The 26,857-nt window shown below is 58.6% G+C and carries 18 protein-coding genes; 11 read left to right on the top strand and 7 right to left on the bottom strand.

All coding sequences use genetic code 11. The features are described 5' to 3' along the window. The first annotated feature begins 133 nt into the window (after nucleotides 1–133). Both DMP06_RS05855 and DMP06_RS05850 read left to right on the top strand, forming a co-directional pair. Nucleotides 134–736 (top strand): HD family phosphohydrolase, encoded by a 603-nt coding sequence (locus DMP06_RS05855; RefSeq protein ID WP_123208814.1) that lies wholly within the window; start codon nucleotides 134–136, stop codon nucleotides 734–736. A 31-nt stretch (nucleotides 737–767) separates the two neighbouring features. Further along, nucleotides 768–1,208, top strand: a complete 441-nt coding sequence (locus tag DMP06_RS05850) for a MarR family winged helix-turn-helix transcriptional regulator (protein ID WP_123208813.1) — start codon at nucleotides 768–770, stop codon at nucleotides 1,206–1,208. Between the two features lie 25 nt (nucleotides 1,209–1,233). Here the strand turns inward: DMP06_RS05850 and DMP06_RS05845 are convergent, their stop codons facing one another. Further along, nucleotides 1,234–2,055, bottom strand: a complete 822-nt coding sequence (locus tag DMP06_RS05845; protein ID WP_123208812.1) for a trimeric intracellular cation channel family protein — start codon at nucleotides 2,053–2,055, stop codon at nucleotides 1,234–1,236. A gap of 12 nt (nucleotides 2,056–2,067) precedes the next feature. After that, nucleotides 2,068–3,054 (bottom strand): zinc dependent phospholipase C family protein, encoded by a 987-nt coding sequence (locus DMP06_RS05840; protein WP_123208811.1) that lies wholly within the window; start codon nucleotides 3,052–3,054, stop codon nucleotides 2,068–2,070. A 329-nt stretch (nucleotides 3,055–3,383) separates the two neighbouring features. On the opposite strand from DMP06_RS05840, the gene DMP06_RS05835 reads away from it, so the two are divergent. From DMP06_RS05835 to DMP06_RS05815, 5 genes are all read left to right on the top strand, one after another. Then, a complete protein-coding gene (locus tag DMP06_RS05835) occupies nucleotides 3,384–4,604 on the top strand; it encodes an MFS transporter (RefSeq protein ID WP_123208810.1) in 1,221 nt (406 codons plus the stop codon). Between the two features lie 413 nt (nucleotides 4,605–5,017). Beyond that, nucleotides 5,018–6,325 (top strand): TM2 domain-containing protein, encoded by a 1,308-nt coding sequence (locus tag DMP06_RS05830; RefSeq protein WP_245962400.1) that lies wholly within the window; start codon nucleotides 5,018–5,020, stop codon nucleotides 6,323–6,325. Between the two features lie 302 nt (nucleotides 6,326–6,627). Continuing rightward, a complete protein-coding gene (locus DMP06_RS05825) occupies nucleotides 6,628–8,382 on the top strand; it encodes an FAD-dependent oxidoreductase (RefSeq protein WP_161957839.1) in 1,755 nt (584 codons plus the stop codon). Nucleotides 8,383–8,385: 3 nt separating this feature from the next. Next, a complete protein-coding gene (locus tag DMP06_RS05820; protein WP_123208808.1) occupies nucleotides 8,386–8,940 on the top strand; it encodes a cytochrome c3 family protein in 555 nt (184 codons plus the stop codon). A gap of 497 nt (nucleotides 8,941–9,437) precedes the next feature. Next, nucleotides 9,438–10,910: a helix-turn-helix transcriptional regulator gene (locus DMP06_RS05815; RefSeq protein ID WP_123208807.1), complete on the top strand. Its 1,473-nt coding sequence runs from the start codon at nucleotides 9,438–9,440 to the stop codon at nucleotides 10,908–10,910. A 183-nt stretch (nucleotides 10,911–11,093) separates the two neighbouring features. On the opposite strand, the gene thiC is transcribed toward DMP06_RS05815, so the two are convergent. Together thiC and DMP06_RS05805 are read right to left on the bottom strand one after the other, a co-directional pair. Then, entirely contained in the window at nucleotides 11,094–12,401 is a 1,308-nt protein-coding gene (thiC, locus tag DMP06_RS05810; protein WP_123208806.1) for a phosphomethylpyrimidine synthase ThiC, read from the bottom strand. Between the two features lie 148 nt (nucleotides 12,402–12,549). Beyond that, the gene (locus DMP06_RS05805) at nucleotides 12,550–13,998 is read right to left on the bottom strand and encodes an RNA-binding domain-containing protein (RefSeq protein WP_123208805.1); all 1,449 of its coding nucleotides are present in this window, start codon (nucleotides 13,996–13,998) and stop codon (nucleotides 12,550–12,552) included. A gap of 442 nt (nucleotides 13,999–14,440) precedes the next feature. Here DMP06_RS05805 and fusA point away from each other — a divergent pair, with 442 nt between their 5' ends. The 3 genes from fusA (at nucleotide 14,441) to DMP06_RS05785 (ending at nucleotide 18,808) form a co-directional block, all read left to right on the top strand. Further along, nucleotides 14,441–16,510, top strand: a complete 2,070-nt coding sequence (fusA, locus tag DMP06_RS05800) for an elongation factor G (protein WP_123208804.1) — start codon at nucleotides 14,441–14,443, stop codon at nucleotides 16,508–16,510. A gap of 141 nt (nucleotides 16,511–16,651) precedes the next feature. After that, entirely contained in the window at nucleotides 16,652–16,945 is a 294-nt protein-coding gene (locus DMP06_RS05790; RefSeq protein ID WP_148042497.1) for a hypothetical protein, read from the top strand. A gap of 420 nt (nucleotides 16,946–17,365) precedes the next feature. Next, complete coding sequence (locus DMP06_RS05785) at nucleotides 17,366–18,808, top strand: response regulator transcription factor (RefSeq protein WP_123208801.1); 1,443 nt, start codon at nucleotides 17,366–17,368, stop codon at nucleotides 18,806–18,808. Between the two features lie 65 nt (nucleotides 18,809–18,873). Here the strand turns inward: DMP06_RS05785 and DMP06_RS05780 are convergent, their stop codons facing one another. Beyond that, nucleotides 18,874–20,565: an FAD-dependent oxidoreductase gene (locus tag DMP06_RS05780; protein ID WP_161957842.1), complete on the bottom strand. Its 1,692-nt coding sequence runs from the start codon at nucleotides 20,563–20,565 to the stop codon at nucleotides 18,874–18,876. An 836-nt stretch (nucleotides 20,566–21,401) separates the two neighbouring features. Between DMP06_RS05780 and DMP06_RS05770 the strand changes: the two genes are divergently transcribed. Beyond that, nucleotides 21,402–22,520, top strand: coding sequence for an ATP-binding protein (locus DMP06_RS05770; protein WP_245962399.1), 1,119 nt, complete (start codon nucleotides 21,402–21,404; stop codon nucleotides 22,518–22,520). A gap of 70 nt (nucleotides 22,521–22,590) precedes the next feature. On the opposite strand, the gene DMP06_RS05765 is transcribed toward DMP06_RS05770, so the two are convergent. Together DMP06_RS05765 and DMP06_RS05760 are read right to left on the bottom strand one after the other, a co-directional pair. Next, nucleotides 22,591–24,621: a DEAD/DEAH box helicase gene (locus DMP06_RS05765; protein ID WP_123208797.1), complete on the bottom strand. Its 2,031-nt coding sequence runs from the start codon at nucleotides 24,619–24,621 to the stop codon at nucleotides 22,591–22,593. A 692-nt stretch (nucleotides 24,622–25,313) separates the two neighbouring features. Then, complete coding sequence (locus DMP06_RS05760) at nucleotides 25,314–26,837, bottom strand: response regulator transcription factor (protein WP_123208796.1); 1,524 nt, start codon at nucleotides 26,835–26,837, stop codon at nucleotides 25,314–25,316. Nucleotides 26,838–26,857 lie beyond the last annotated feature (20 nt).

Raw genomic sequence — 26,857 nt, 5'->3', positions numbered from 1 at the left:
AATGACGTCCTTTCCTATTGGGGAATCGCTAGGGGCAATCGGCTGTTTTCGTGCGGTTGTTCGCATGACGTTGCCGCCGTTTGACGCTTTGGCACTATAATGGGATAAAGCCAATCGAAGAAGGAGACTCCCCATGGCAACACTTGAGGCGGGCATTGCGCGCGATGCCGCATTCGCGCTGCTCAATGAGCACAACAAGGATCCGTTCCATATCGAGCACGGTCAGACGGTCGAGGGCGTCATGCGCTATTTCGCGCGTGAGTTCGATCCTGAGAACGAGGAGTTTTGGGGCATCGTGGGCCTGCTGCACGATCTTGACTGGGAGGAGCACCTGGATGACCCCGAGAACCACACGGTATATGCGAAGCCACTGATCGAGGCGGCAGGTGGCACGCCCGAGCTCATTCGCGCCATTCAGAGCCATGCCACCACGATCAACCCCGACCTTCCCGCGCCGGAGCATCAGATGGAGAAGATCCTGTATGCGTGCGATGAGCTCACCGGTCTCATCGGCGCGGCAATTATCATGCGTCCTAGCAAGAGCGTCATGGATTTTGAGGTTAAGTCGCTGAAGAAGAAGTTCAAGGACAAGAGCTTCGCTGCTGGCTGCTCGCGCGACGTGATTCGCGAGGGCGCCGAGATGCTGGGCTGGGATCTGAACGATCTGTTCCAGCGCACCATCGACGCCATGCGCTCGTTCGCTCCCGACCGCGATACGTTCGTGCCGGCGGAATAGCGTTCGTCTTACGAAAGGAACGGCGACAGAGATGCGCAAAGAGCAGCATCACGATGACTTTCTAGGTTATCGTATCTTTCGCACGCAATGCGTGGTTACGCAGGTGCTCGCGAAGGAGTTCGCTCCGTACGGAATCACTCCCATTCAATGGAACGCTCTCGTGTTTCTTGATCGGTACGGATCGCTCTCTCAACGGCAGCTTGCAACGTATCTGCATCGTGAGCCCGCGACGGTCACCCGCTCCATCGACAAGATGGAAACGATGGGTCTGGTAGTGCGCGAGCCCGACGAGTCGGATCGGCGCGTGAATGTGATTGCCATGACCGAAAAGGCCCGCGATCTTCTTGCCGAGGTCCAACCTCCCGCAGAGCGCGCCGCCCTCACGGTGCGCGGCGACCTTTCGGCCAAAGAGGAAGAACTGCTGATAGGCCTTCTTGACCGCGTGTACGAAAGCTGCGTCTCTGCCGAATAGCCTTGATTCGACGAAGCGTGCGCCTTTATTTTCCGTCGCTCTTATGGCCGGCATCGTGCTCGTCGTGACGATGCCCGCGACGCTTTGCAGCCTCGCGCACCGGGTCGACTACCGCTTCTTTCACGGGATCAACCACGGCGTCCTTCACCGGATGGATGACTTTTTTCATAGGCCGCGCCGCCACGTGCGCGGCCTTTTTGACGGGCGCGATCACCTTGTCGCTGTAATCCTCCGCGGGTTTCGTGCGCCAGCCAAAGGCGAGCGAGGCATAGCGCAGCGCTAGCACGAGCACCACGCAGGTGATTGCCGCGTAGCTGCCCAGCACATCATTTTGCCTCATCAGGGCATAGGCGGTCGAGCCGACGAGCGAAGCTGTGCCATAGAGCGTACCCGCCTGGAACGTGAGGGGCGGGCGCACCATGAGCACGTCGCGTATTACTCCTCCTCCGACAGCGGTGATGGTGCCCAGGATGATGGAGGGAATGATGCCCACGCCTGCCGAAAGCCCCTTGCCCACCGATACCACGGCCCACAGGCCCACCGAAAGGTTGTCGAGCAGGTCCATGAGCCAGTCGAAGGCATCGGCGAGTTTGTGAAAGTAGAACACGGCCACGCCTGCCGCGGCGCACGCGAGGATGAGCACGGGATGCTGGAAGGCGTAGATGCCGTAGTCCTGCAGCAGGATGTCGCGCATGATGCCGCCGCCCAGGCCGGTGACGATAGCGATGACCGTCGCCCCGAACACGTCGTAGCGCGCCCGCGCTGCCGCAATGCCTCCGGCAAGCCCGCCCGACAAGGCTCCGGCGAACTCCAGCCAAAACGGTATGGGCAAAACGCTTTCCAGCATGGGTTTCCTCGTCTAGTCGTTGGGGGCGTTGGGATTCAGGGCGTCGGGGCGAAGCGGCGCGGGCCTGCCGCTGAAGTCGAGGCCGCCCGTGACCAACTCGGCGGCGGCCACGTCGAACGTAGGCAGCATGATTGCGCGCAGGGCATCTTGCGCCTGTGCTTTTGTCGCATCGAAAATATCCCAGAAGCCGGTCGTGCGCACCTCATGGGTGAACGGGTTTTCCCAGGTTGCGTGCTCGCGATTGTCAAAGGCACTCGTCGCTTCCGCCCGGTCGCGATGACTCATGGCCTTGAAGAACGACCCGCCGCGACGCAGGATGCGCGTTTCGGCGAAGGCGACTACGTTCGCACGATGCTGCGCCGGGGAGTAAAACGCCCGCATGGCGAAGCGGTAGTTTTTGACCGAAGCGGCAAACGCGTCCGGCGCGGGAAACACGCGCAGGGCCTTGATCGATGCGAATTCGACCATTTTGCTCAAAGCTGCGAGCGTGGCATCGTTTGCCTGGAGGATATCGCGGTACGGCTTGAACGTGCGCACGGTGCGCCCCGTCTTCTTGAACAGGATCATCTCGTCAAACTCGCGCTCAATCTCGGCGTGCACGTCGTTGCCGTTCTTGCGCGTAAGCCCCTCGATGCCCGCGTCGCACAGCGCGTATTGCTGGCTGTAGACGAATGGGTGCATGTTGCGGTCGAGCAGGTAGTGACAAAGAAATCCGGCGAGAAACGCACGGCCGACGCCCTGCTCGTCATCCTCGAGCGCCTCAAGGCCTTCCTTGAGCGCGACGAGCAGCGCCGCCGGGTCGAGCCTATGCATAAGGCTGCCGATTTTCAATGCGTTTTTGAACCGCGCGCGCGGGGTTATGACCAGGAAGAACAGAGGGTCGGGGCCTTGATTGCCCAGCAGAAACGCCCGGAGTTCCTCCTCTTGCGTGCCAATGAGTTCCTTGGCGCTCTCGTACATGTCGCGTCCGAAAAAGTCGTGGGTGATAATCGCGGGCATATGGGGTCCTTTCCGCTGGCTTTTCGGCCGGCGTTCAACTCGACGCTGCGAGCGATTCATGCGGCGAGCTCGGCTTCGATCGTCGTTCACGTGCAAATCACGCTGCGCTTCTCTCGGCTCAAACACGCTTGTCCGAATCGCCTCCGCTGACTCCGCTCAGCCTATAGCCGTATTGTCGGCAAGCTTATGACGCCTGGGCGTTGCGCATTGCACACACTTTGCCTTGATTTGACAAGGCGGAGCGCGGTCAGCTGTCTGGCTTTGCGCACATGATATACAATCTGCTGCGGCAGTTTTGCCAAGGATTCGCAAACAAAGAAAGAGGATATATGGCTCGGCAGAAAATGACCAAGCAGGAGAAAAGCTGGATTATGTACGATGTGGGTAATTCGGCTTTTGTCCTGCTTTCCACAGCGCTCATCCCCGTGTATTTCAGCTCTATCGCAACAGGCAGCGTGGTGGTTGCTTGGGGCTATGCCGAAACGGTGGCATCGCTGGTCATCGCGTTGCTCATGCCCATTCTGGGAAGTCTCGCCGATTTGCGTCACATGAAGAAGAAGTTCCTCGTGGGCTGCGTGGGCACGGGTGCCGTAGCTTGCTGCTGTCTGGGCCTTACCGTCGAGGCGCTGCCTTTCCTCATCATTTACGTAATCGCGTCCATTGCGCTCAATTCGTCTATGGTGTTCTACGACGCGCTGCTGGTGGATGCCACCACCGACGAGCGCTACGATGAGATTTCCAGCCAGGGCTATGCATGGGGCTACATCGGAAGCTGCGTGCCGTTCATCGCGTGTTTGGGCATTGTACTGGGCGGAAGCGTCGTGGGCATCGATATGGCAACCGGTATGAAGATCGCATTCGCCATCACGGCTATCTGGTGGGTGGCGTTCACGGTGCCTGTGTTTCGCAACGTGCACCAGACGCACTTCAAGGAACGCGCGGAGCATCTGTTCAAAGACACGTTCTTGGGGCTGGGCCGCACGCTCAAAAAGATTTGGCGCGATAAGTCGCTGCGCTATTTCATGCTGGCGTTCTTCTTCTATATCGACGGCGTGCACACCATCATCAAGCTGTCCACGAGCTACGGCACCGATTTGGGCATCGATTCAACGCAGCTCGTGCTGGCGCTTCTGGTCACGCAGTTCGTGGCGTTTCCCTCGGCCATCATCTACGGCAGACTGGGCGCCAAAGTGGGAACCAAGAAGATGCTGCTGGTGGGCGTGTTTGCCTACACCTGCATCACGCTGTTCGGCGCATTCTTCTTGAGAAGCGCCGTGGAGTTCTGGATTCTGGCCATCATGGTGGGCCTGTTCCAGGGCGGAATCCAGGCGCTTTCACGCTCGGAGTTTGGCAAACTGGTGCCTAAGGAGCATGCCAACGAATACTTCGGGTTCTTCGATATCTTCGGCAAATACGCTGCAGTTATGGGCACATTCCTGGTCAGCTCTATTACGGCGCTCACCGGCATGTCCAACTTGGGCGTTCTCTCGCTGGCGATCCTGTTTGTTGTGGGCTTTGTCCTGCTCAGCAAGGTTCCTGATCGCGCATAGGGGCGTGCCCTGGCCTCGGATGAGCATATTCTTTGGTGCTCGCGGGGCTCTCGGTTGGCGCTCGCGGGGACCCTCGGCATTCCCGGAAGGCCGCATTCTTGGCACGCAGAGAGCGCTCGGCCTTCCTGGATTGCCATCCTTTGATTGCCGATGATTTTAAATGAGATGTGCCAAGCATGGGGCGCATGACAAAACGTTGACATGGGTGTTACGGAACGGCAGCGAAACGGGACTCGCTGTCGTTTTCGTTGTAGGATGGCGTCAGTTCGAATGAAGCGACGTTGCGTCGTTTCCCCATCCCCCTGTTTGCCCGCCACTCGTTTGAGGGGTGTCTGCGCGACGGGCGGAATAGAGAAAGATGCTTGCGCCTGCATGCGCGGAGCATGGTCCCAATTGAGAAATGGAGGTTTGCCATGGCCGATGAGAACATCACCACCAATGCGCACGCCGATGAGATAGCTGCTCTGAAGAAGCAGATGGAAGAGATGCAGAAGCGTCTTGAAGAGCTGAGCTCAACGCCGGCAAAGCCTGCGGAAGAGCGCGACGAGGACCTCGCAGAGGATGCTGCGGGGGGATTCGCCCGGGAGGGTTCGGCGGAAGACGCCGCCCAGCAGGATGCCGTAGATGAACCCGAGGGGGCCGAAGCGGAGGTGCTCGACGATGTGGAGCCCGAGGGGGCCGAAGCGGAGGAGGCGGCCGACGATGTGAAGCCCGAGGCGGCCGAAGCGGAGGCGGCGGCCGACGATTCCGTCCCCGAGTCCGATTCCGAGCTCGAGCCTGCGGAGATTGTCGTTGAGCCGGTCATAGAATCAGGCGATAGCGATTCCGCGCAAGAGGAGGAACTCGCCAACGACTCAGCGTCGGAGCCAAGCGAGATCGCGCCCGATTCTGCGGTTGGCGAAGAAACTTCCGTTGAGGCGCCCGCCTCGGTCGAGCCCGTGCCGGCAATAAGCGATGCCACGTCCGGCACCGCCTCCGATTCCCCGTTTGCCCAGCCCGCTGCCGCGGCCGACTTTGTGCCGTACGCTCCTCCCGCGCCGAGCAATTCCCAAACAGTTGCCGCATCGGGTGCGCCTGTCCCGCCGCCCGACTTCACGCAGCAGGCGTCTCCCGCGCAGCCCTACGCGCAAACTCAGCAGGCTGCTTCGTCCGCTCAGCCTGCGGGCTTTGACCCTTCGAAGCCGTTTGGTGGCAACCAATCCCAGCAGCCTTATGCGCAAGATGCGTATGCGGCTCAGTACGGGCAGCAGGCTTCGGGGGCGCAGCAGGCGTCTTCCCAGTCGCACCAAGCGCAGCCCACTCAGCCTTATCAAAACCAGCAGCCTCAGAATCCCTATGGGGGCGCTTATGTTGGGCAGCAGGTTCCGTTTGGGCAGGCTGCCGGTCAGCAGACGTATCAGCAGGCGCAGCAACCGTATGGCTATGGATACGGCTCTCAGCCGGGCGGATACCAGCAGCCCGTCGTGCGCACGAAGGACCATGTTGCTGCCGGTCTGCTGGGCATCTTCCTGGGGATGTTCGGCATCCATAAGTTCTATCTGGGTTACAACACGTCCGGCTTCATTATGTTGGGTGTTGCCATCATCGGAGGCTTGTTCACCTTCGGCTTGGCAACGAGCGTCGTATGGCTTATAGGTCTTATCGAGGGCGTGATTTACCTCATCAAAAACCAAGCCGAGTTCGAGCAAGCCTACGTATTCAAGAAGCGCGAGTGGTTCTAACCTAGCCGTTCGATCGGCTTGCCGGTCGGCGAAGTCCTCCGTCGATTTGGTGGCCCTTGGGTTTCGGTTCCATCTGATTCCGTATGCGTACATCTATAGGTTCCAAGCATTGCGCCGTCCTTCTGGGCGGCGCTTCTATTTTGTGTAATACCAGTTCAAAGCGGGGGTGAGGGGAGGGGTGAGCAGCGATTCACCCCTGATCTGCCATGGTTCACCCTGCTGCGCCTACGTCAGCTGACGTATCTTTGCGAATCGCGCGATACGAGTCGCGCAAGAGGCGAAAAGAAGGAAGAGGAGGGGATATGGAAGAGCAGAACACCCATGGCACGACGCGCCGCAACTTTCTGAAGGCCGCTGGCTTTGGCATGCTTGCCGCCGCCGCTTCGACGGGTGCGTTCAGCATGGGCAACACCGCCTACGCAAGCGACGCTCTGCCCACCACCAAGCACGGAGTCACCGACTTCAGCGACACCACGAGCATGTACACCGACGTGTTCCCGGTGAAGATGCGCTCCATTCCGGTGCGCGACGTCGAGACCGACCTCGATCGCCAGGGCAATGTGGCTTTCGAGATGCGTGATTTCGATGAGTCCGAAATCGCCCGCACCGAGGAAACCGACGTGCTGGTCATCGGCGCCGGCATCACCGGCATCTGCGCCGCTGTGTCCGCATCCGACGACGGCACCACCCAGGTGCTGTGCATCGAGAAGATGAGCGAAGGCCGCGGCATCTTCGAGGGCATGGGCGTCGTCGGCGGCAAGAAGATGGCCGAGGGCGGCAACAACGTGGATAAGGCTCTGGCCATGGACGCCATGCGCTACGCCGCCTACTACCGCGTGCCGGTTGATCCCATCAAGCTGTGGGGCGACCGCTCCGGCGAGGCTGCCGACTGGCTGCAGGACAAGTTCGACGAGGGCGAAGGCGAGATCGAGACTTACTACAAGGAAGTCAAGCCGAATTCGCATCTTTTCCCCACGGTGCAGACCGAGATCGCGTTCCGCAGCCCCCAGTGGTCCGAAGAGACCACCAACAACGCGGGCGGCGCGGGCATCTTCATCGTGAAGGACCTTGCCAACACGTTCTCCAAGCGTTCCAACGCCACGCTGCGCTACCGCAACGCCGGCGTGAAACTCGAGCGCGGCGACGACGGCCGCGTGACCGGTGCCATCTGCAAGGATTCTGAGGGCTACTACCGCGTGAACGCCAAGAAGGGCGTTGTTGTGGCGACCGGCGGCTTCGACGCCAACCCGCAGATCCTCAAGGCCTGGTGCCGTCCCGAGGACATCACCAACTTCGGCTCCTGGTGCCCCGCGTATGGCACCACGGGTGACGGCCAGCTCATGGGCCTGGCCGTGGGCGCCCAGATGGACCCGCTGCCCGCGTGCGTCATGAACTTCGACATGGGCAACGAGGATGCGTTCTACTCCAGCAGCACGGGCATGCGCCCCTTCATCGGCGGTATCTTCATCAACGAGAAGGGCGTGCGCTTCGCTTCCGAAAGCCTGCCGTTCCAGGGTCGCTCCAACTCCATCTCCGCGCAGAAGAATTTCGGCGAGGGCTGCTGGCGCGTGGTGAGCACCACCCAGCTGGCTGACCTCGAGGGCGCGGATCGCGAGAAGTCCTTCGCTAAGTTCGAGGAAGTCAAGGCCAAGGGTTGGGCGTTTGAGTCTGACTCCATCGAGGGTCTTGCCGAGCAGATGGGCGTCGACGCCGAGAGCCTGAAGGCGAGCATCGAGCGCTGGAACGGTTTCGTGGACGCCGGCAAGGACGAGGATTTCAACCGTCCCATGGAAGGCGCCACGAAGATCGAGGGCGACACCTACTACGCCACTAAGTATCAGTCCTCTATCCTTGCTACCTGCTCCGGTCTGGTTGTTGACTACTACTGCCACGTGCTCGATTACGAGAACGAAGTCATTCCCGGCCTCTACGCCGCGGGCAACGCCTCAGGCGGTTTCTTCTCGGATTGCTATCCGCGTCACATCTTTGGTCCCTCTATCGGCCGCTGCATCACGTTTGGTTACGTGTCGGGTCAGAACGCTGCGCAGGAGGTGTAGAACATGAAGAATACTAAGCGTTTGAAGGCGCTCTTCGCCGTCGTCGCGAGCATCGCTGTGCTTGCGTTCGTCATCGCAGGCTGCTCTCCGAGCGGCTCCAGCAGCTCCAGCTCCAGTTCGAGCTCTGACCTTGAGGCCGCGTTCCCCAATCACACGGCAAGCGTTGAGGCGGGAGAGGGCGAAGCCGGCTACCATGCCGCGCTGGGCCAGGATTGCGAAAGCTGCCACACCGGCGACCTGAAGGCCGAAGTTGCCACGCTCGCTGGCCATGAGGATGGTTCTGAGCCCGAGCTCACCTCCTCGTACTACATGGATAGCCAGGTGTGCCTGGATTGCCATGGCGGCACGTGGGAGGAGCTCGCCAAGCTCACCGAGGATCTGGGCGACTACAATCCCCACGATACGCTGCATGGCACGATCGAGAACTGCAACGAGTGCCACAAGGGTCACTCCCAGCAGGTTGACCTGTGCTCCGAGTGCCATGACAACGGCGGTCAGGAGATGAAGGGCATCATCGGCGAGGCTGACGCTTCCGCCGACGCCGATGCTGCTGCGTAAGTCACTCGCTGATCGTGTGGCTGTCCGTGGGACGGCTCCGTGAATCGAATATCTCGACGTGCGCCCGGTTCTATTCCCCTCCTACGAATCTGGGCGCGCCTTCGGGCCGGACGAGATTACTCGTCCGGCCTTTTTCTTTCGCTTAACCCTTCGGTTTTCCCGGGAAATGCGCGACCACCCCCCTCAAAACAGGGTTTCCCCGTCTTTTTCCTGTCGCTTCAACCGTTCCGAACGCAAAAAACGCTCAACATCAGGGTTTTGAAAGAGAGGTCAGAATAGACCCTCGCCCTTTCCGCGTTTCTCCAGGTCAAACAACAGGCCGTTTCCGGGCTACTCGCAACCCCTCGACAAAACCCTGATGTTGAGCGTTTTTTTTAGATCCCGCCGCTGGGAGACGGCTGCGCTATCCCGTTAAAACCTGATTTTCGGGGGTCTTACCTCAGCAATCGCACTTGACTCCGTATAATGGACGCATTCATTCGAGGGGGAGGAATTGCATGGCCGATACGCGTGTGCGCGACGAACGCGGGTTTATCCTGCCGAGCGCTGATATCGACTTTGAGGGGTCAGACTCCCCGCACACGCTCCATCCTCTGCGCTTCTTGGGCATGGGTCTGCTCATCGCATGGCTGTGCTGCACACATGTCGATACGATTTATCTTCCGGTTTCGCGCGATGTGCGCGTTCTCGCCGAAACGGGCATGCGCATCGGCGACATCGGCACGTTCATTATTATGGCGATTATGGCGCGCCGCATTGGCCCGTTAAGCGCTCACCGCGTTTCTGCGAGCGCGCTCGTGGCAATTACCGCAGCGGGCACGGCCGTCATTGGGCTTGCAATCGTTCCAGCGAGCATGGGCCCTGACCTGATTTTTGCGGTGTCGGTGGTTACGGCGATTGGCGGAGCGGTCTTGTTCTGTCTTTGGGCAGAGGTATTTTGCCAGATGGGGACCACGTCCATGGTGGTCTATGGCGGCGGGTCGTGCGTGGCAGCGTTCGTCGTCTACTGTTTGGTGTCCACCATGATGCAGCCGTATTCGGTGATAGCTACGTCGCTTCTTCCTGTGCTTTCGCTGGCGTGCTTATGGGCGAGCTTCAAGCTGGTGCCCTACGAGGCGCCTCGCACAAAAGAGATGAGCTATCCTGTGCCATGGAAGATTGTCATTATCATGGGCATCGCAGGCGTTCTTTCGGGGCTCACGGGAATTGTTTTAGGCGAGACGGCAAATCTTGGCGCGGTTCACCGCATTTGGGCAACGGCATGCGCGGGTGCGTTGATGCTGTATATGGCGCTGCGGCGGCCCAGCATGTTCGACATGCGCATGATGACGCAGGTGTGTCTGGCCGTAACCGTCGTTGCGCTTGTGTTCGTGCCCGGTGTTGCTATGGGGTTTGCCCAGGTCGTTTCCTTCCTGATGAAATTGGCATATGTGTGGTTTACGGTGTTCGTGATTGCCGTTTTGGCGAATCTTGCCTTTCGCTTCGACTTGCCTAGCTTACGGCTGTTTGCCATCGCGCGCGCCTGCAGCGAGAGTGGCATTTTCGTGGGCGTCATGCTGCGTGAGGCCATTGGCAGGTCGGATATCGTGCTGGATGCCCCCACGCTCGCCGGTGCTGCGCTGCTCGGCTTTGTGTTGGTGGCTGTCTGTGTGCTCATATGGCGCAGCGAGAAAGCCGTGAATGCCGACTGGGGCGCGGCGGGTATCAGTCTGGAGAGCGGAGCGCATGTGCAAAGCCCGCGCGAGCGCCTGATTTCCAGCTGCAATCGCATTGCGGCGGAATTCGGCTTGACGGAGCGTGAGACCGAGATGCTCATGCTTATTGGCCAGGGCAAGACGCGTACGCAGATAGAGCAGGAACTGTTTCTATCGCAAAACACCGTGAAGACGCATATTCGTCATCTGTACGCCAAGTTGGACGTGCATTCCAAGGAGGAAGCCTGCGCGCTCATCGGCGTGAAGGCCAACTAGGGGCGGCGTCGCCGCAAGGCGCGTCTCGGCATCTCCATCTTTTCAATAGGTTGGTACGCGCTCAAAAGTTCGGGTGACAAACGAAAAACGACCCGACAATACCGGGTCGTTCTACTTGGCATATGCGTGGGTGCGTGTCGATTGCGGCCAGGCGCCATACTTCCGATGCCTGGCCGCAGCTTTCTACAGGATGTTCACCCCTTCGCCGGCCATGGTCTTGTTCATGTTGCGCACGGCGCACATCTTGCCGCACATGGTGCAGGTGTGCGGGTCGGAAGGCTGGGCGCTGGCCACGTACTCCTCGGCCTTCTCGCGGTCGATGGCTTCTTCGAACATGGCGTCCCAGTCGATCTTCTGGCGGGCGCGGCTCATGCGGTCGTCCCAATCGCGCGCGCCGGGAATGCCTTTCGCCAGGTCGGCGGCGTGAGCAGCAATCTTGACAGCGATGACGCCTTCCTTCACGTCGGACACGCTGGGCAGACGCAGGTGTTCGGCAGGCGTCACGTAGCACAGGAAGTCGGCGCCGTTGGCCGCTGCGATAGCACCTCCGATGGCGGAGGTGATGTGGTCGTAGCCAGGCGCGATGTCGGTCACGAGCGGCCCCAGCACGTAGAACGGTGCGTTGTGGCACAGGCGCTTCTCGATTTGCATATTGGCGGCAATCTGGTCGAGCGTCATGTGCCCGGGCCCCTCAATCATCACCTGTACGTTGCGCTCCCATGCGCGTTGCGTGAGCAGCCCCAGCTCGATGAGCTCGCTCACCTGGCTTGCGTCGGTGGCATCGGCCACGCAGCCCGGGCGCATCGCGTCGCCCAGCGAGATGGTCACGTCGTGCTCGTAGAGGATGTCGAGCAGCTCATCGTAATGCTCGAAGAACGGGTTCTCGTTGCCCGTCATCTCCATCCAGGCATATATCAGACTGCCGCCGCGGCTTACGATGTTCATCATGCGGCCGCTCCTCTTGAAGCTGTCGATGGCCTTGCGGTTCATGCCGGCGTGAATGGTTACAAAGTCAACGCCCTCCTCGGCGTGCGCGCGCACCACGTCCAAAAAATCCTGCGCGGTGATTTGCGCGAGGTCCTTTTCCAGGTAACCTACGGCGTCATACATGGGCACGGTCCCGATCATCGCGGGCGACATGCCGATGAGCTCCATGCGAAAGTCATGCGTTTTGCCGTAGTTGGACAGGTCCATAATGGCTTCGGCGCCAAACTTAAGTGCGGTGTGCACCTTTTCCATCTCACAGGAATAGTCATGGACATCGCCAGAAATGCCCAAATTGACGTTTACCTTTGTGCGCAGGCCTTCTCCTACACCCGCTGCATGCAGCGCCGTGTGGGTATGGTTGGCGGGAATGGCAATGCTGCCGGCTGCTACGCGTTCGCGAATGATTTCGGGGTCAATGCCTTCATCGGCTGCCACGGTGGCCATCTGCGGTGTGATGATGCCATGTTTCGCGGCTTCCATCTGGGTAGAATATGCCTGGGTCATGAGGGTCCTTTCGGTTGTTGCTCCGTGTTTTGGCGCGGAACGCGGTAGGGATGCTCCGTATTGTTTGCGGGCAAGTATATCCCTCGTGCGCGAGAGGATGCCGTGCACGTTTTCGTATTCAGATAAACGGCTTGCGATGGCGGGCGTGCTAATGCGACGCTTCGACGGGCACGTAATGGGTGTTACGCGATTTGCCTTGTTTCATGAGCGCTCCCTGCATTACGAGTCCTTCGACAAGGGCGAGCGCTGCATCGCGCGAAATGCCAAGCATGCGCTCGACATCCGCCCTGCGTACTTCGCCATGCTCTTCGGCGAACTCAATAACGGCGTACTCGTATCGCTTTCGATTCGGGGCGGGACGAAATGCGGGCATATTGCTGAACGTCGTAATCGCCTGTTCGTTGGTGGTGTCGGCAAGGGGAGGGCAGTCCGACCAATGTGGATTTAAGTCATGGTCGCTCGATTGAGACGCTTCGGCGATGGACGTGTTAACGGAAGGCGGCTCCGTTCCAATTTTGGGCAACACGGTTACGAATGAGCCAGGGTTGATTTTGAATTGCGGCGCGAGACCCGTTCCTTTGTACAGCTTTTTCATGATTCGGATGCCCATTCCGTAGCCCTCTGCCATGTTGAGGCGCAAAAGCACAGCGGCAAGGCGTGGGTTTCGCGTGGCGGATACGCCCGCCATGATGTCGCCCTCCGTAAGGCCCTGCGCCAATCCTCCCGTGGAGATGAACTCGATGCGATTGGCGAACACGTTGATGATAATGGGGGCGTTGTAGTCGTAGTCTTTGTGCATAACGGCATTGAGCAGGGCTTCACGCATTGCTCGGGGTGGTACGGCATGGGAATCGTTGCGGCGCAGCCCTTCGAATGACGCATGAAGCGTGTTGTTGAGCTCAAGAAACGAGAGGGCATCTTGCATTTGAGAGAAAACCGACCCCGTAAACTCCCGCCTGTCATGGTAGTCCAGGCCGTCCTCGTCGTCATAAACTGCGCATTTGATTGAGAAAGGGCACTCGTCCGAGAGCAGTAATCCTAGATTCGTGCAATACCCGTCAAGGCCGATGGCATGGAGCGTTTTCAGGTTTTCGCGAGTGCACGACACGTTTGCGTCGGAGAAAAAAGCCTGTGCCGCATTGAACGTGATTTGCTGGTTTTCACTCCGCCGATTTTCGAACACGTCGCCATCATTTGTTCGGATCATAGATCTGATGGCGTCAACGCTTGCGGGGGTATTGCCCGATCCCTTGCGCAGATAAACGCCTGCAGGGGAGAATCCCTTGTTGGCGAGGCAATAGGGTTTTCTGTCGCCTTCTTCCACAATGACCTCAACGACAGGTTTGCCTTCTATCTCAAGCGTGTTGATGGAAACGAAGGGGAGTATCTCTGGGCATATAGAATCTGCGATTGCGTGCGACGCTTGGAGCATGACGACATCGGGATTTTCGACCCCTAATGGCGTGCCGCCGTCGCTCACACCCACGAGAATACGCCCGCCGTCGCTATTGGCGAATGCGACAACGGTGGTACAGAACGATTTGGAAATCTCGCGCTTGAATTCCAAGGTGGCCGATTCTCGAAGCAAGGTACCCACGATATATCCTTTCGTCGAAAATACGTCGTAATCATATCATATACGACGAAAAATCGACGAAACAGATTCTTTGCGAAATGAAGTTCCAACTTCCCTCAATCCATAGGTTCTATGCCGTTTATCGGACGCTCTTTTACGGTAAACTCTATACATTCGAAAATACGCCGCCCTGCGCAAGGGAGGCTTGGTGCTCTTAAGTATGTCGATTTGCACGATGTTCGCAGGAGGTCAAGCAATCCGCAAGGGGGCGGCTTGCAGCTCGGGTTGGCGGCGCTCCGGCTTTGCTTCTGCAAGGCGGATGCGCAGCGGGCGTCAGGCTTATCGGCGCGACCCCGCCCGTCCCCTGCAAACCGTCCTCGGCGCCACAGCGTGGGGCGCGTGAGTTCTATGCGGCCGCGCGCCGCGACGGGGGCGCATGCCCCAGAAAGGGACGGTGGTAACAATGGCAGCACCTGAGACCTTGCATGTCCGCAACATCGTGTTGGTCGGACAGGATGGTGCGGGCAAGACCTCTCTGGCTGAAGCGATGCTTCATATTTCCGGCCAGACTCCGCGCATGGGAACCACGCACGACGGCAAGTCTTACATGGATTACGACGCGGAGGAAATCAAGCGCAAGTTCACGCTGGGCACCTCCATCGCCCCCATCCCTTACAAGGATTACAAGATCAACCTGCTTGACACCTCGGGCCACCCCGACTTCATCGGCGATACGCTTGCCACCATGCAGGCGGCCGAGATGGCTATGTTCGTGATCGACGCCGTGGCCGGTCCGCAGGTCATGACCACCAAGCTCTGGCACGAGGCGGAGAACATGCGCCTGTCGCGCTCGGTGTTCATCAACCACATCGACCGCGAGAACGCCAACTTCGACGTGATCATGGCCACGCTGCATGCGCGTTTTGGCAGCCGTTTGGGCGCGGTCACCATTCCCATTGGCGTGGACAAAGATTTCAAGGGCGTCATCGATGTGCTGCGCATGAAGGCCCGCTACTTTGAGGGCGACACCGAGCGCGTTGAGGAGATTCCCGAGGAGTATGCCGATGCCGCGCAGGCCGCCCGCGATAAGCTGTGCGACCTGGTTGCCGAGGCCGATGACGACCTGATGATGAAGTACCTGGACGGCGAGGAGCAGCTGACCCAGGAAGAGCTCGAGGGCCTGTTCGACAAGGCCATCGCTCAGGAGCTCTTCATTCCTGTGTTCGTGGGGTCCACCATCATCAAGCAGGGCATTCAGGGCCTGATGGAAGACATCTGCACCTACTTCCCGCATCCTACCGCGCACGGCCCCATTCCTTTGGCCGACGGCGGCGAGATCATGGTGACCAAGGAAGACCAGCAGGCCGCAGGCTTCGTGTTCAAGACGCTGGCTGATCCGTATGTGGGTCGTCTGAGCTTCGTGAAGGTCATCTCCGGCGTGTTCGCGCCCGGCCTGGAGCTGGTGAACGCGCGTACACGCAAGAAGGAGCGCCTGGGGCACGTGTGCATCATGAAGGGCAAGGAGACCACCGACGTGAAGAGCGCCATGGCGGGCGACATCATCGTGATCCCCAAGCTTTCCGAAACGCGCACGGGCGATACGCTTTCGCATACCGGCGATATCGAGGTGGCGCCGCTGCCGTTCCCGGTGCCGCAGTATCCGGTTGCTATTGAGGCCGTGAACAAGAACGAAGAGGATAAGCTGGGCGCGTTCCTCGCTCGTGTGGCCGAGAACGATCCTACGGTGCGCATCAACCGCAGCGATGAGACCCATCAGACCGTGCTCACCACCATGGGCGACGCCGCGGTGGAAACCATCCTTAACCGCCTGAAGGATCAGACGGGCGTCGAGGCGCGTCTGGTGCCCGTGCGCATTCCGTATCGCGAGACCATCCGCAAGCCTGCCGAGGCCCAGGGCCGCCATAAGAAGCAGACGGGCGGCGCGGGTCAGTTCGGCGATTGCTGGCTGCGCCTTGAGCCGAATCCGGGTGAGGGCTACGAGTTCGTGGACGCCATCAAGGGCGGCGTGATTCCCGGCGGTCTGATTCCTGCGGTTGACAAGGGCGTGCAGGAGGCCATGACCGAGGGCTTCTTGGCGGGGTATCCCATGGTGGATATCAAATGCACCGTATTCGACGGCTCGTACCACTCGGTCGACTCCAACGAAATGGCGTTCAAGACCGCCGCGCGCATTGGCTTCCGCGCAGCATGCGAGAAGGCCGACCCGGTGCTGCTTGAACCCATGGTGAACATGGATATCACGGTGGGCGAGGAATACGCTGGCGCCGTGATGGGCGACATCTCCACGCGTCGAGGCCGCATTGTAGGCACCGACTCCGACGACGAGGGCAATACCGTCATTATGGTGCGCGCTCCCTATGCCGAGGTCATCACCTACACCAAGGACCTGCGCTCCATCTCGCGCGGTTCCGGCAGCTATACGCTTGAGGACAGCGGCTACGAGCAGGCGCCCTACGATGTGCAGCAAAAGCTGGTGAAGGAATATCAGGAGAAGCGTGCTTCGGGCAACTAATGACGCAGAGCAGGGATTTCTTCGATCTGAGTTTGCGCGAGCAGATTGAGCAATGGAACCTTTCCGGTGGCGTTCCGGCGATGTATATGGCGCTTGCCGAATCGCTGGGGCGCATGTCCGACGACGAAGAAGACGCTGCTCGTGCCGCTTTTGACCAGCGGTGCATTTGCCATTCTTGAGCGGCACGGCGGAAACGACCTGTTCGTGGCGTTCACCGATGTCGACTCGCTCAAGACGTTCTTCGGGCAGTCTTTTGCCGATATTGGAGAAGGCAGAGGCTTCGAGGTCGTGAAGATGGCGGTGCATGATGTGTTGCAAAACGTACTTGCCGTGGGCTACGACGTAATCATCAACCCGTCGAACGATGGGGAGAGGGGTGGCGCGGTCACCGGCGGCCTGATCGTTGACAGCCGTATGGCGATCATGGCGATATAGCGTTCGACCGCTGCTTTGCGTGGAATTGCGGGGCGGGAGGCGGAGGCCATATACGGATACAAGCCGAAGGGCGTCGGGATATCCCGACGCCCTTCGTCGTGCTATGGCCCGATGCGATTCGGGCTATCGTCCGCGCTTCATGCCGCCGTGGCCGCTCTTGCCCCCGTTCGGGCGTCCGCTGCGGCCGGGGCGGAACTCGCTCTTCCCGCGCCCATGAAGGTCGCCGTGAGATGCGCCTTAGCTGTGTTGTCCAGCTTATGGGTGTGCGTTTTTTGGAATGACGACGCTCGTCCAGTCGCTGCCTGCGCATCATTTGTTCGCATTTCGACTCATTTTTGCCCTGCGGTAGGCAAGTCAATTGTAGAATTTCACAGTGAGCGATAGTCTTGGTCCTGATGATGCACGGAGGGGAGGGCATCAATGCTCCTGGCAGCAATCTGCGTACTGATGTTTTATTGGTCCTTCCTTGCCTCCCCAGTTTTTCCTGAGGAGCTATTTCCTTCTTCATCTTCTGCGTTATCTACCTGCGTGCAGTCATGCATTTGCTGCGTTGTCATCTTTATCTGTCAGATTTGCCTTTTGAAGCGTGCCCAAAAGGTTGAGCGGATAAGCCGTGTGGCGACGGTTGTATCGCTTGTCGTGCTATGCATGTTGGCCGCGGCGCTCATTATCCTGTCTTTAGTGGGCGTCGAGCCCCCGAATGTTCTGTTTATTGCGTTTCCAGTCGCTGTGGGATTTTGCGGATTCTTCGTCACCCTTCGTATTGCCAAGGTGATGCGAAGCATGGACGGCGGCAAGATTGCCATCGCGGTGCTCGGTTCGATGCCGCTTGGCTTATTCGTTGGAGTAGCTGTTCCATCTGTCTTTCCGCTTGCTGGGCTTACGGCAACAAGCTCCTGCTATCCGATGCTAATCGTTGCCGGTGTCATCTCTCTTTTGCCTTTTGGGCTCAGTAATCGTCAGGAGGCGGATTTTGCTTCGCGGCGAGAGGGGGCTACGGCGAAGTACATGCCGCTCGTCGTCATGCTGCTCCTCTATCTGTTTGCAAGCGCAGCGTTCATGGGAACTCATGTTGCTGCAACAAGCGGGGTTTGGTTTACGGATAATCCTCTGCATTTTATCGTGGGATTGCTCCTGTACGTGTTATGCGCGCTATATGCAGTTGCTGAGTATAGGGGGAGCGAGCGTTTCCGGCTGAATTTTAAGAATTGGACCGGGCTTTGGTTTTGGGTCGCTTTCGCCCTTCTGCTTACCGTGTTTTTGTACTGCGTCGCTCTTTTGAACCCTGATCACTCAGACTTGTGCGCAGAACTAATCCTCCCTAGTCGCCCTCTTGCGATGACCTTGCTCATGCTCCTTGCTTTTTTGTGGGGCTCGGGGCTTGACGGACGCTCGAATGCAATCATCGTATCTTCCGTTCTTTCAGCAATCATGCTTATCAACGCCTTTGCGGATGTGCTGGCGGTGGATCCTTTGATAAAAGGTGAATTGGCGCTCATCGTCAATTTGGTGGCGCTGGCAACGGCCTTTGCTATGACTGCGTGTGTTATCGTTTGGATTGCGGGGAACATGAAGAAGGACGAGGGCTTGCCTGCGACCCAAAATGAATCTCCAGAGTCCCAGGGCATCGAGCGCATACATGAATTAGCCGAGTCCTTCGGCCTAACAAGGAGAGAGCGAGAAGTCATGACCCTTCTTGCTCAGGGCAATACCCAGAAGCGAGTTGCGGAAGATTTGGGGCTGTCTCTCAACAGCGTGCAGACTTATGCGAAGAGCCTGTACAGGAAACTCGATATCCATTCTCGCCAAGAGCTCATCGATTTGTTGGGGAAAAGCGGCGATTCTTCTCGTCCAAGAGTGTGAGGGCGGTGCCTTCTGAATAAAGAGGCCGGGAATATTTTCCCGGCCTCTGGAGGGGAGGTGTTGTTTTACCAGGTGACGATGGCGGAGGCGCAGGATGGGTCATCCCACATGTACGATCCGTCGGGACCTGCGAAGTATTTCTTCACTTTGTCAAATCCGCTCGGATTCGAAGGGGCGGTATCGCCCGTGAGCGCATGTATGACCGTGTAGCGGCCAGCCGTAAAGATATGAGAATTCGAAAAACCGCCGGGCATGTTCCAGTTGATGCCTCCGCACGGGTTGCCCGCCTGAATGCCTGCAGCATAAAGACCAGGAATCGGGTTGTCATTCTCGTCGATGACGCGATATCGGTCATCCACCATGACGCCTGCATTGATTCCCGACATGCCAACGTCGCCCTTGATGCAATAATACGGAGGCGTGTCCATGGCTACAAGGTAGTCTCCCGGTACGCCAAAATCGTCGTCGCGTCCCTGGGCGCACATTTCGTTGTAGCGCTTGATGCTCTCCATGCCGTCAGAAACAGGGATGCCGGCGTTTTCGCAAAGCTCTTCAAGGGTGTTCCCCGAAACAAGAATGCTGGGATCCATCCAAGCGGACCCTTCTCCGACAAGCGTGGCGGGCGAAACGCCCAGGCCGTTCGGGTAGTAGTTCTCTTTCTTCGAGTCGAAAAGGCGGAAATGCTTTCCGGCGTCTTCCGGCCTTGTCGTATACGACATGGGGATGTTGAGGCTCGACATCCCCACCGTTTCGTTGCAGAATCGCTTGCCTTCGGCGCTTAGCGCTAGGAACGGGAAGAACATGAAGGGCCCGATGTAGTTAGTGTGTATCTGGCGAGCATGTCCCAATGGGGCCATGCGCCCACCGGCGAGAATGCCGAGGATGTGCCCATCTCCCGTATGGTTAACGAGGACTTTAGGATACATTTTCGCGTCGTGCATGTTGCGATCTACCATGGAATCGTTGTTCATGTAATCGCCTGCTGCAAGGATGACGCCCTTGTTGGCATTGAGCTTGATATACTTGCCGTCAGAGGTCTTTCCTATCGCGCCCGTCACTGTTCCGTCGTCAGATTGGACGAGCTGGACGCAAGGTGTTTCGTAATAAAACGTAGCTCCCTGCGCTTCTGCCCGCTTCGCGAGTGCCACCATTAGGTCTTGGTTCGATTCCTGCGTAGCGTCGCAGACCGCAACAATGCCGCCATCGTCATAGCGAACCGAACTGTCTGTGAGGAATTCGATGGGGGTAATGCCTTCTTCAATTCCTCGCTCAATCACCCAAGGGACTGCTTCTTCGGCAAAATCAATGTAGTATTGGAATAAGGCGGGGTTAATGCGCCAGTCGTTGAGCTTCGCCCAATCGCTTCGCCATCTCATGATGCCTGCGGCGTTTGAGGCGGCCTTTACGACAAACGAGCATCCGTTTCCGTTTGCGGATACCGTGGCCTCTTTTTGCAGACACGCAACGGAAGCTCCTTCTTCCACGGCGGTAAGCACAGCGGGAACTCCCGCGCATCCCGCTCCTACGACTACGATGTCGTAGGTTTCCTCTGTATCGAATTCGCTAATGGGGTCGAGTTCGACGACGCTATACTCGAAATCCGCATTCCTAAGATCCGGTGGAAGTTCGGAAGAATTGGTCTGCGATGCGCTCTCTTTCGTTGTTGGCGCGCATCCCGCAATGCCCGCAATGGCTGCGCCCGCTGCGGCTATTGCGCCGCCTTTTATAAGGCTCCTGCGAGAAATGTTTCCCCTCATAGTTCCTCCTTGTGTTTGATATTGACGAAACTTTCGATCCGCGCCGTGTATTGTCGGAATATGCGGCTCTTTTGTCTTCACAGGAAACGGTGACAATCGTCTAGATTGGTTCACATAAAACATGGGGATATGCCCTTATCGATCGTAATGCCCGCAGATGCTGCAGCCTATGCGGCTTATTTTTCCGGTGGCGATGCCTTGTGCGGGGCTTCGGAGCTGTACCGGGTGAGCGTGTCGGCGGAAGACGAGAGAACGCTCCGACGCGAGCTCCGTGCGCTGTGGGAAGTGATGAGCGAAAACGGTATAGGCAGCGGCCGCGCTCATCGTTGGGTAGGGAGCCGGTGGAATACGAGCAGGGCGGAAGGACAATCCGGTAGGCTCCCGCTTGACGTTGGCGCCGGAGGGGCGGGCGACGGGTTTCGGGTTTGCGCATCTCATCGTGCATTTTGGGAACAGGGCAAATTGACATTCCTTACCTCGATGAACTGTCTCTACACCAAAGTTGGGATTAATGCCCGTCAAGAGCTATTCGACATTTTAGCCATCAACCCCAAAGCAAAAGTTCAATAGTGCGATTGAGAATTGCCTGGAATCAGGAATAGAAAGAGGGCGATTCTCTCCGCGAACTCACGAAGGAGCCGGCAGCCGGGAGGACTTCATAATCGAAGCGGCAACCGTACCATTCGTTTCCTCTATTGTTAAATAAATTTTTGTGAGATAGAGAACAAAATTTGTGAGATACTGTACAAAATTTGTTCAGTAGAGGTGGAAAAATGCCTTATCAGCGTTCAATAGTATCCACAATCAAGCAAAGAATAGAAGAGCCAAGGCGGTTCATGCAAATTGTCGTAGGCCCCCGGCAAACGGGAAAGACCACAGCGGTGAACCAAGCGGTGGCGCAGGTGGACCTTCCTTGCCTGTTTGCGGAGGCAACGAAGAACGAATCGACGCAGGATTGGATCAAGGCGCAATGGTATCGGGCGAGGAACCTGTTCGCCTCTCAGCATCGACCTGTTCTCCTTGTTGTAGACGAAGTGCAATTCATTAGAGGATGGCCTGCCGCCGTCAAAACGCTTTGGGATGAAGATACGAGTAACCGGATTGAAGTAAAGGTGGTGCTCACGGGGTCTTCGGCCACGCTCATTCATGACGGTCTCAATGAATCGCTGATGGGAAGATTCGAGCTTATCCACTCACCCCACTGGTCGTATTCGGAATGCGCAGACGCGTTTGGCTACGATTTGGATGACTATCTCTATTATGGCGGCTACCCTGGTGCCGCGTCCCTCAAGGATGACGAGGGACGATGGCTTAATTACGTGCGGAATTCTATCATCGAGCCAAGTATCGCCAACGATGTGCTCCAGCTTGCCGATGTGAGGAAGCCTGAGCTCATGCGCCGGTTATTCGAGGTTGGCACCCCGTATTCGGGACAAGAGGTTTCATATCGGAAACTGCTGGGGCAGCTTGACGATAAGGGCAATGCTGCGACGATTGCTCACTACGTGAGTCTTTTGTCCAGGGCGGGCCTTATGAGCGGCCTGCAGAAATACGACCCCAAACTCATCAGGGAGAAAGCGAGCTCTCCGCGCCTTGTGGTACACAACACCGCGCTCATGGTTGCTGAGTATGGGCGGCGGCGAAAGGCTCTGTTGACCGATCCGTCGCTTCGAGGGCATTTGGTCGAAAGCGCCGTCGGGGCGTATCTGATTAACCGGGCTTCAATAGAGGGGTTTTCGGTGTTCTGGTGGCGTGACGGCAACGACGAGGTTGATTATGTTATCGCCGATAAGGATGCGGTTACTGCCATTGAAGTGAGGAGTGGCAGGGTGAAACCCACAAACGGAATGACGCGGTTTCTTGTCGAGAATCCGCACGCGCATCCAATCATCATTGGCTCAACGGGATGCGGCATTGAAGAATTCCTGCGTGGAGAGATAGAGCTCTTTGGCTGAAGGGCTTATTGTGAAGGGCGTCGGGGTATTCCGACGCCCTTCGTCATGCTATGGACCGATATGATTCGGCTTATCGTCCGCGGTTCATGCCGCCCTTGCCGCGGCTTGCGGGACGCCCGCCGCCGGTGCGATTGCTGCGGCCGGGGCGGAACTCGCCCTTGCCGCGTCCATTGAAGTCGCCGCGCTGGGTGCGGCCGCCCTTGCCGCGGCCACCGTCGAAGCCGCCCTTACCGGAGCGCTGGAAGCCGCCCTTTCCCGCGCGCTTGCCGTCGCCGGCTGCGGTACGGAAGCCTTCGCCGCCGCGGCCGGTCGAACGGATGCCTTTACCCGCATGGTTGGCAGCGCCTTTGCCGTAATTCTTCTTGCCCGGTTTAGCGCCGCGGCCATCCGAGTACTGCTTGCTGCTGTACTTCTTGCCGCGCGGCTTGCGGTCGTTTTCGCTTTCAAAGTCGCCCTCGAAGTCGCGCTCCTTACGCCCGCCGCGACGGTCGAAACCGTAAACGCGGCCGCGCTCATGACGCGCCTCGGCGCCCGCCTGGCCCTTGCGCTTGCCGCGCGAGAACTGCTCGTAAGAATACGTGCGCTCGCCGCTGCGCTTGCCTTTGCGTTTCGCCTCCTTGGCGTCGCGTCCGGCCTCTTTGCGTTTGCCGTCCTCGATGTTGGGAATATCGAACATCGCGTTGAACTGCGCCTCGGCACGCGCCTGGCGCTCTTCAAGCGACAGAGGTCGGTCGCTCTTCTCGCGTTTCGGGCGCTCGGGCGCCACGTATTCGCGACCTTCCGCCTCGGCGGCTTTGCGCTTCTTATGCTCCTCGGCGCGCTCGATGTCGCGGCTGCGCATCTTGCGCCTGCGGCCTCGCTTGCCCTCGGTCTTGCTGGAGCCGCGCTTTTCGGCGGCAGCGCGGCGCTCCTCCTCGGCAATGCGCGCCTGGTTCACAACGCGCGGGTCGTCAGAGGGCAGCGGTTCGAAAGCATCTGCCGGAACCTTGTAGTCCATCTCGTCTATCTTTTTGCCAATGAACTTTTGGATGCCTTTGAGCAGGCTCTTCGTCTCAGGCGTGACGAGGGAGATGGCCAAGCCGTCGGCGCCTGCGCGGCCGGTGCGGCCGATTCGGTGCACGTAATCCTCCGGCATCATGGGGAGGTCGTAGTTCACCACATAGTCCACGCCGCTCACGTCGATGCCGCGTGCCAGCACGTCGGTGGCAACCAGCACGTTGGTTTTGCCGATGCGGAAATTCTCCAGAGCTCGAGTGCGCTGCGCTTGCGAGCGGTCGGCGTGAATGGCTTCGGTGGGAATGCCCGCGCGCCTCAGGCGCTTGGTTGCGTTGTCTGCGCCGCCCTTGGTGCGTGTGAACACAATGACGCGGAAGCCGCCCTTCTCTTTGATCAGGGCATTCAGCAGTTCGGGCTTCTGACGGCGCGTGGTGTGGATGACGTACTGGTCGATCTTGTCGGCGGTGTCGCCACGATGGGCGATTTCCACAATGGCGGGGTCGTTGAGCAACGAGAACATAGTTTTGTCCTGGCTGCGGTCGATGGTCGCCGAGAACAGAAGCGTCTGGCGATCATCGGGCGTTTCCTTCACGATGCGCTCCACCTGGGGCCAAAAGCCCATGTCGAGCATGCGGTCGGCCTCGTCGAGCACAAGCACGCGCACGGCGGAGAGGTCCACCGCCCCGCGATCCATGAGGTCGATCAGACGGCCGGGCGTGGCAATGGCAACATCGATGCCGCGCTCGAGCTTTTTGATTTGCGGGTCGTATTTCACCCCGCCCACGAACATGGCAACAAAGTGCTCGGTGCGCTTGCCAATGGGCATGCAGGTTTCGCCGATTTGGCTTGCGAGCTCGCGCGTGGGGGTGAGCACCAGCATGAAGGGGCCGCTCTCGCCAATGGCGCGGTGGGGGAGCGTGTCCATGCTGGGCAGCGAGAACGCGGCGGTTTTGCCGGTGCCGGTCTTGGCGGCGGCAATGATGTCGCGGCCCTCAAGCATCAGGGGAATGGCCTGCTCCTGAACGGGGGTGGGCTCGGTGTATCCTAGGTCTTCAACGGCGGCCAGGGTTTTTTCTGACAGGCCGAGCTCTGAGAATGCGGTCATGGTTCTCCTATCTTAGTTTGTCCCATCACGTTGCGCTGGGCTTTCTCTGCGTCCGATTGTGCGAAGCATGCGCGTGAGGCGCCTGCTGCAAGCGGAGGCGAAGCGACTCATGGCGCTTGTGGACGCAAACGCGCGTGCGGCGTCTGCAAAGCGCAGAGAGGCATCAGGCCCGACGGGTCTGCTTCATGCGATGGCAATGTATGCGCAGGACAGCATCATGCGGCGCAAAGATGCGCGGCGTGCGATGAGCGAAGATCATCGCCATGAGGCTTCGTCTCAAAGTGAGCCTCAGGCGAAATACGGAACGTGCGAAGGCGCAAAGCGCGCTGGCCGAAAGCGATTCTACGGCCACCAAAGGGCTTGTCGAACTACGCTTGTCCGCCGATGCACGAGGAGCCGCCAAGGCTCGTGGCGCTTTTCGATTGCAATCGAAAAAGCTGCGGATAAATACAAGGGGCTATTATGGGCGTTTTCGACGCAGAGTCGGCCGAGAAGCCCCAAAAAGATGCTCCCCGCGCGGTCTGGCTACGGAATCTCCACGTTTGCTCTGCGGCAAGGTCGACTCGGCGGGTGATAGGCGACTTCGCATGGGCCGCTTGCCTTGCGACAGTGGCGACCCGAGTCGGCTTTTCAGGCGCTTTTGCGTGGCACCGCCTCGTTCGGTATCGGCAATGGGGCGGTACGTATCACGCCTATTTGCTGCGCACGAGGCTTACCAAATCGTCGTAAGAGTGCACATCGAGCTTGTTGTACACCCCTTGCACATGCGTGCGTACGGTGGCCACGGACACCACGAGTTCTTCGCTGATCTCCTTCGGCCGTTTTCCTTGAGCAAGCATCAGGAGCACTTCGCGTTCGCGCGCCGTTAGGCGGTTGTCGTTAGCGAGTTGCTCGCATCTTGCGTTCAGATTGCGCTGATAGAGCGCCTTGGGGCTCTCTTTGGGCAAGATGCCCCAGGCGGTTTTGGCGTATTTCTCACCGTTCACGTTGAACGTGACCGTTACCAGCAGCAAAAACACGGCAATGCCGATGGCGCTGAACACTTCGGTTGTCATGGGCGCAAATTCATGGATGAGCATGGCGATGAAGTCACCGACGAAAAATCCTACGTAGCGAGCAAGAAACGCATGGGCGAAGATCTGCGAAGACTGAACTCCGGTGGTCTTGCATACGGCAAAACACGCGATGGCGAGAAGCATGTCGAAGAAATACTGCGCGCTTTCGGCACATGCGAGCGAGGGGATGAACCCACTGCCGCCCGTGAACGAAATGAGCAGGGCAGCCAGCGTGACGAAGGGAAATACCAAGCGGTACATCCTGTTCCAAATGAGGGTAGTGGTAATTTCGCGCTGGGGGAGCGATATCTTGATGAGCGCCGTTGCCATTACCATGCCAAGCAGGTTCGCCACTACGCGCGAGAACTGGGTCGCCGGAAGCCCCAGGGGAATAACGTGGAGCACGCCAAAAACCAATCCGTATGAGCACAGGGCAATCCAGAGGTATGTGAACGGAGGCACTCGTTTGGTGCGACCTGCCGTCGTCCCTCCGTCGTTTGAAAGTTGAACGGAGGGGGCGGAGCAATCGACGAATATGGCAGATGTGACGGGGTTTTTAAAGGCGAGCCATAAAAAGAGGACCCCTCCGGCAACGACCAGCGCCAGGTGAACCGAAGCCACCGCTGCGACGAGAGCAAAAGAGTCGAGGATGCTGAATAGGCCGTATATGATAAGCGCCGTTCCGGCGGTGTAGGCTATTGCTCCAAAAATGAATTCGCCCGTTTGCAAGCGGCGTGCAATGCGCATCAAGCTTATGAAGAACACAGATCCCAGCATTCCGCTCAAAAGCTGAATGATGCACGTTGCGGTGGCGTCGCCGAATGGGTGCAGCGTTATGTAGAACCCCATGCAGAGCAGCGCCTGCATCATGAGCATTGCAACCCAAACCCAGCGTTTTGCAACGTCGAGGGAATTCGTCTTCGCATGCAGGGCCCCGATCGCCCCGAAGCCCACCACCACGCCCAGGGCGTGCGCAAGGCAGGATATGGCGCGCGCGTTTACCGCGAAGCCCAAAAGGGTGCCTTGGGCGAGAAAGCGGTTTCCCAGCTCATGGATGAGAATTGTTGAGGAGAGCAGGAACATGAGGCAAAGCACAAGAACGGCAAGCTCCTGTCTGCTGATGCCACGCCCTTGGCTTTCCTGGGTTCGTTTTCGTATCACCGCTGTCCTTTCGGCTGCAT

Origin of the sequence: Slackia equolifaciens (assembly GCF_003725995.1) — a bacterium.
Lineage (GTDB): Bacteria > Actinomycetota > Coriobacteriia > Coriobacteriales > Eggerthellaceae > Slackia > Slackia equolifaciens.
This window is presented reverse-complemented; position numbering and strand designations above follow the sequence as displayed.

Coding starts and splice junctions, on each gene's coding strand:
- DMP06_RS05855 (WP_123208814.1), top strand. CDS start 134: ATGGCAACACTTGAGGCGGGCATTGCGCGCGATGCCGCATTCGCGCTG.
- DMP06_RS05850 (WP_123208813.1), top strand. CDS start 768: ATGCGCAAAGAGCAGCATCACGATGACTTTCTAGGTTATCGTATCTTT.
- DMP06_RS05845 (WP_123208812.1), bottom strand. CDS start 2,055: ATGCTGGAAAGCGTTTTGCCCATACCGTTTTGGCTGGAGTTCGCCGGA.
- DMP06_RS05840 (WP_123208811.1), bottom strand. CDS start 3,054: ATGCCCGCGATTATCACCCACGACTTTTTCGGACGCGACATGTACGAG.
- DMP06_RS05835 (WP_123208810.1), top strand. CDS start 3,384: ATGGCTCGGCAGAAAATGACCAAGCAGGAGAAAAGCTGGATTATGTAC.
- DMP06_RS05830 (WP_245962400.1), top strand. CDS start 5,018: ATGGCCGATGAGAACATCACCACCAATGCGCACGCCGATGAGATAGCT.
- DMP06_RS05825 (WP_161957839.1), top strand. CDS start 6,628: ATGGAAGAGCAGAACACCCATGGCACGACGCGCCGCAACTTTCTGAAG.
- DMP06_RS05820 (WP_123208808.1), top strand. CDS start 8,386: ATGAAGAATACTAAGCGTTTGAAGGCGCTCTTCGCCGTCGTCGCGAGC.
- DMP06_RS05815 (WP_123208807.1), top strand. CDS start 9,438: ATGGCCGATACGCGTGTGCGCGACGAACGCGGGTTTATCCTGCCGAGC.
- thiC (WP_123208806.1), bottom strand. CDS start 12,401: ATGACCCAGGCATATTCTACCCAGATGGAAGCCGCGAAACATGGCATC.
- fusA (WP_123208804.1), top strand. CDS start 14,441: ATGGCAGCACCTGAGACCTTGCATGTCCGCAACATCGTGTTGGTCGGA.
- DMP06_RS05785 (WP_123208801.1), top strand. CDS start 17,366: ATGCTCCTGGCAGCAATCTGCGTACTGATGTTTTATTGGTCCTTCCTT.
- DMP06_RS05780 (WP_161957842.1), bottom strand. CDS start 20,565: ATGAGGGGAAACATTTCTCGCAGGAGCCTTATAAAAGGCGGCGCAATA.
- DMP06_RS05770 (WP_245962399.1), top strand. CDS start 21,402: ATGCAAATTGTCGTAGGCCCCCGGCAAACGGGAAAGACCACAGCGGTG.
- DMP06_RS05765 (WP_123208797.1), bottom strand. CDS start 24,621: ATGACCGCATTCTCAGAGCTCGGCCTGTCAGAAAAAACCCTGGCCGCC.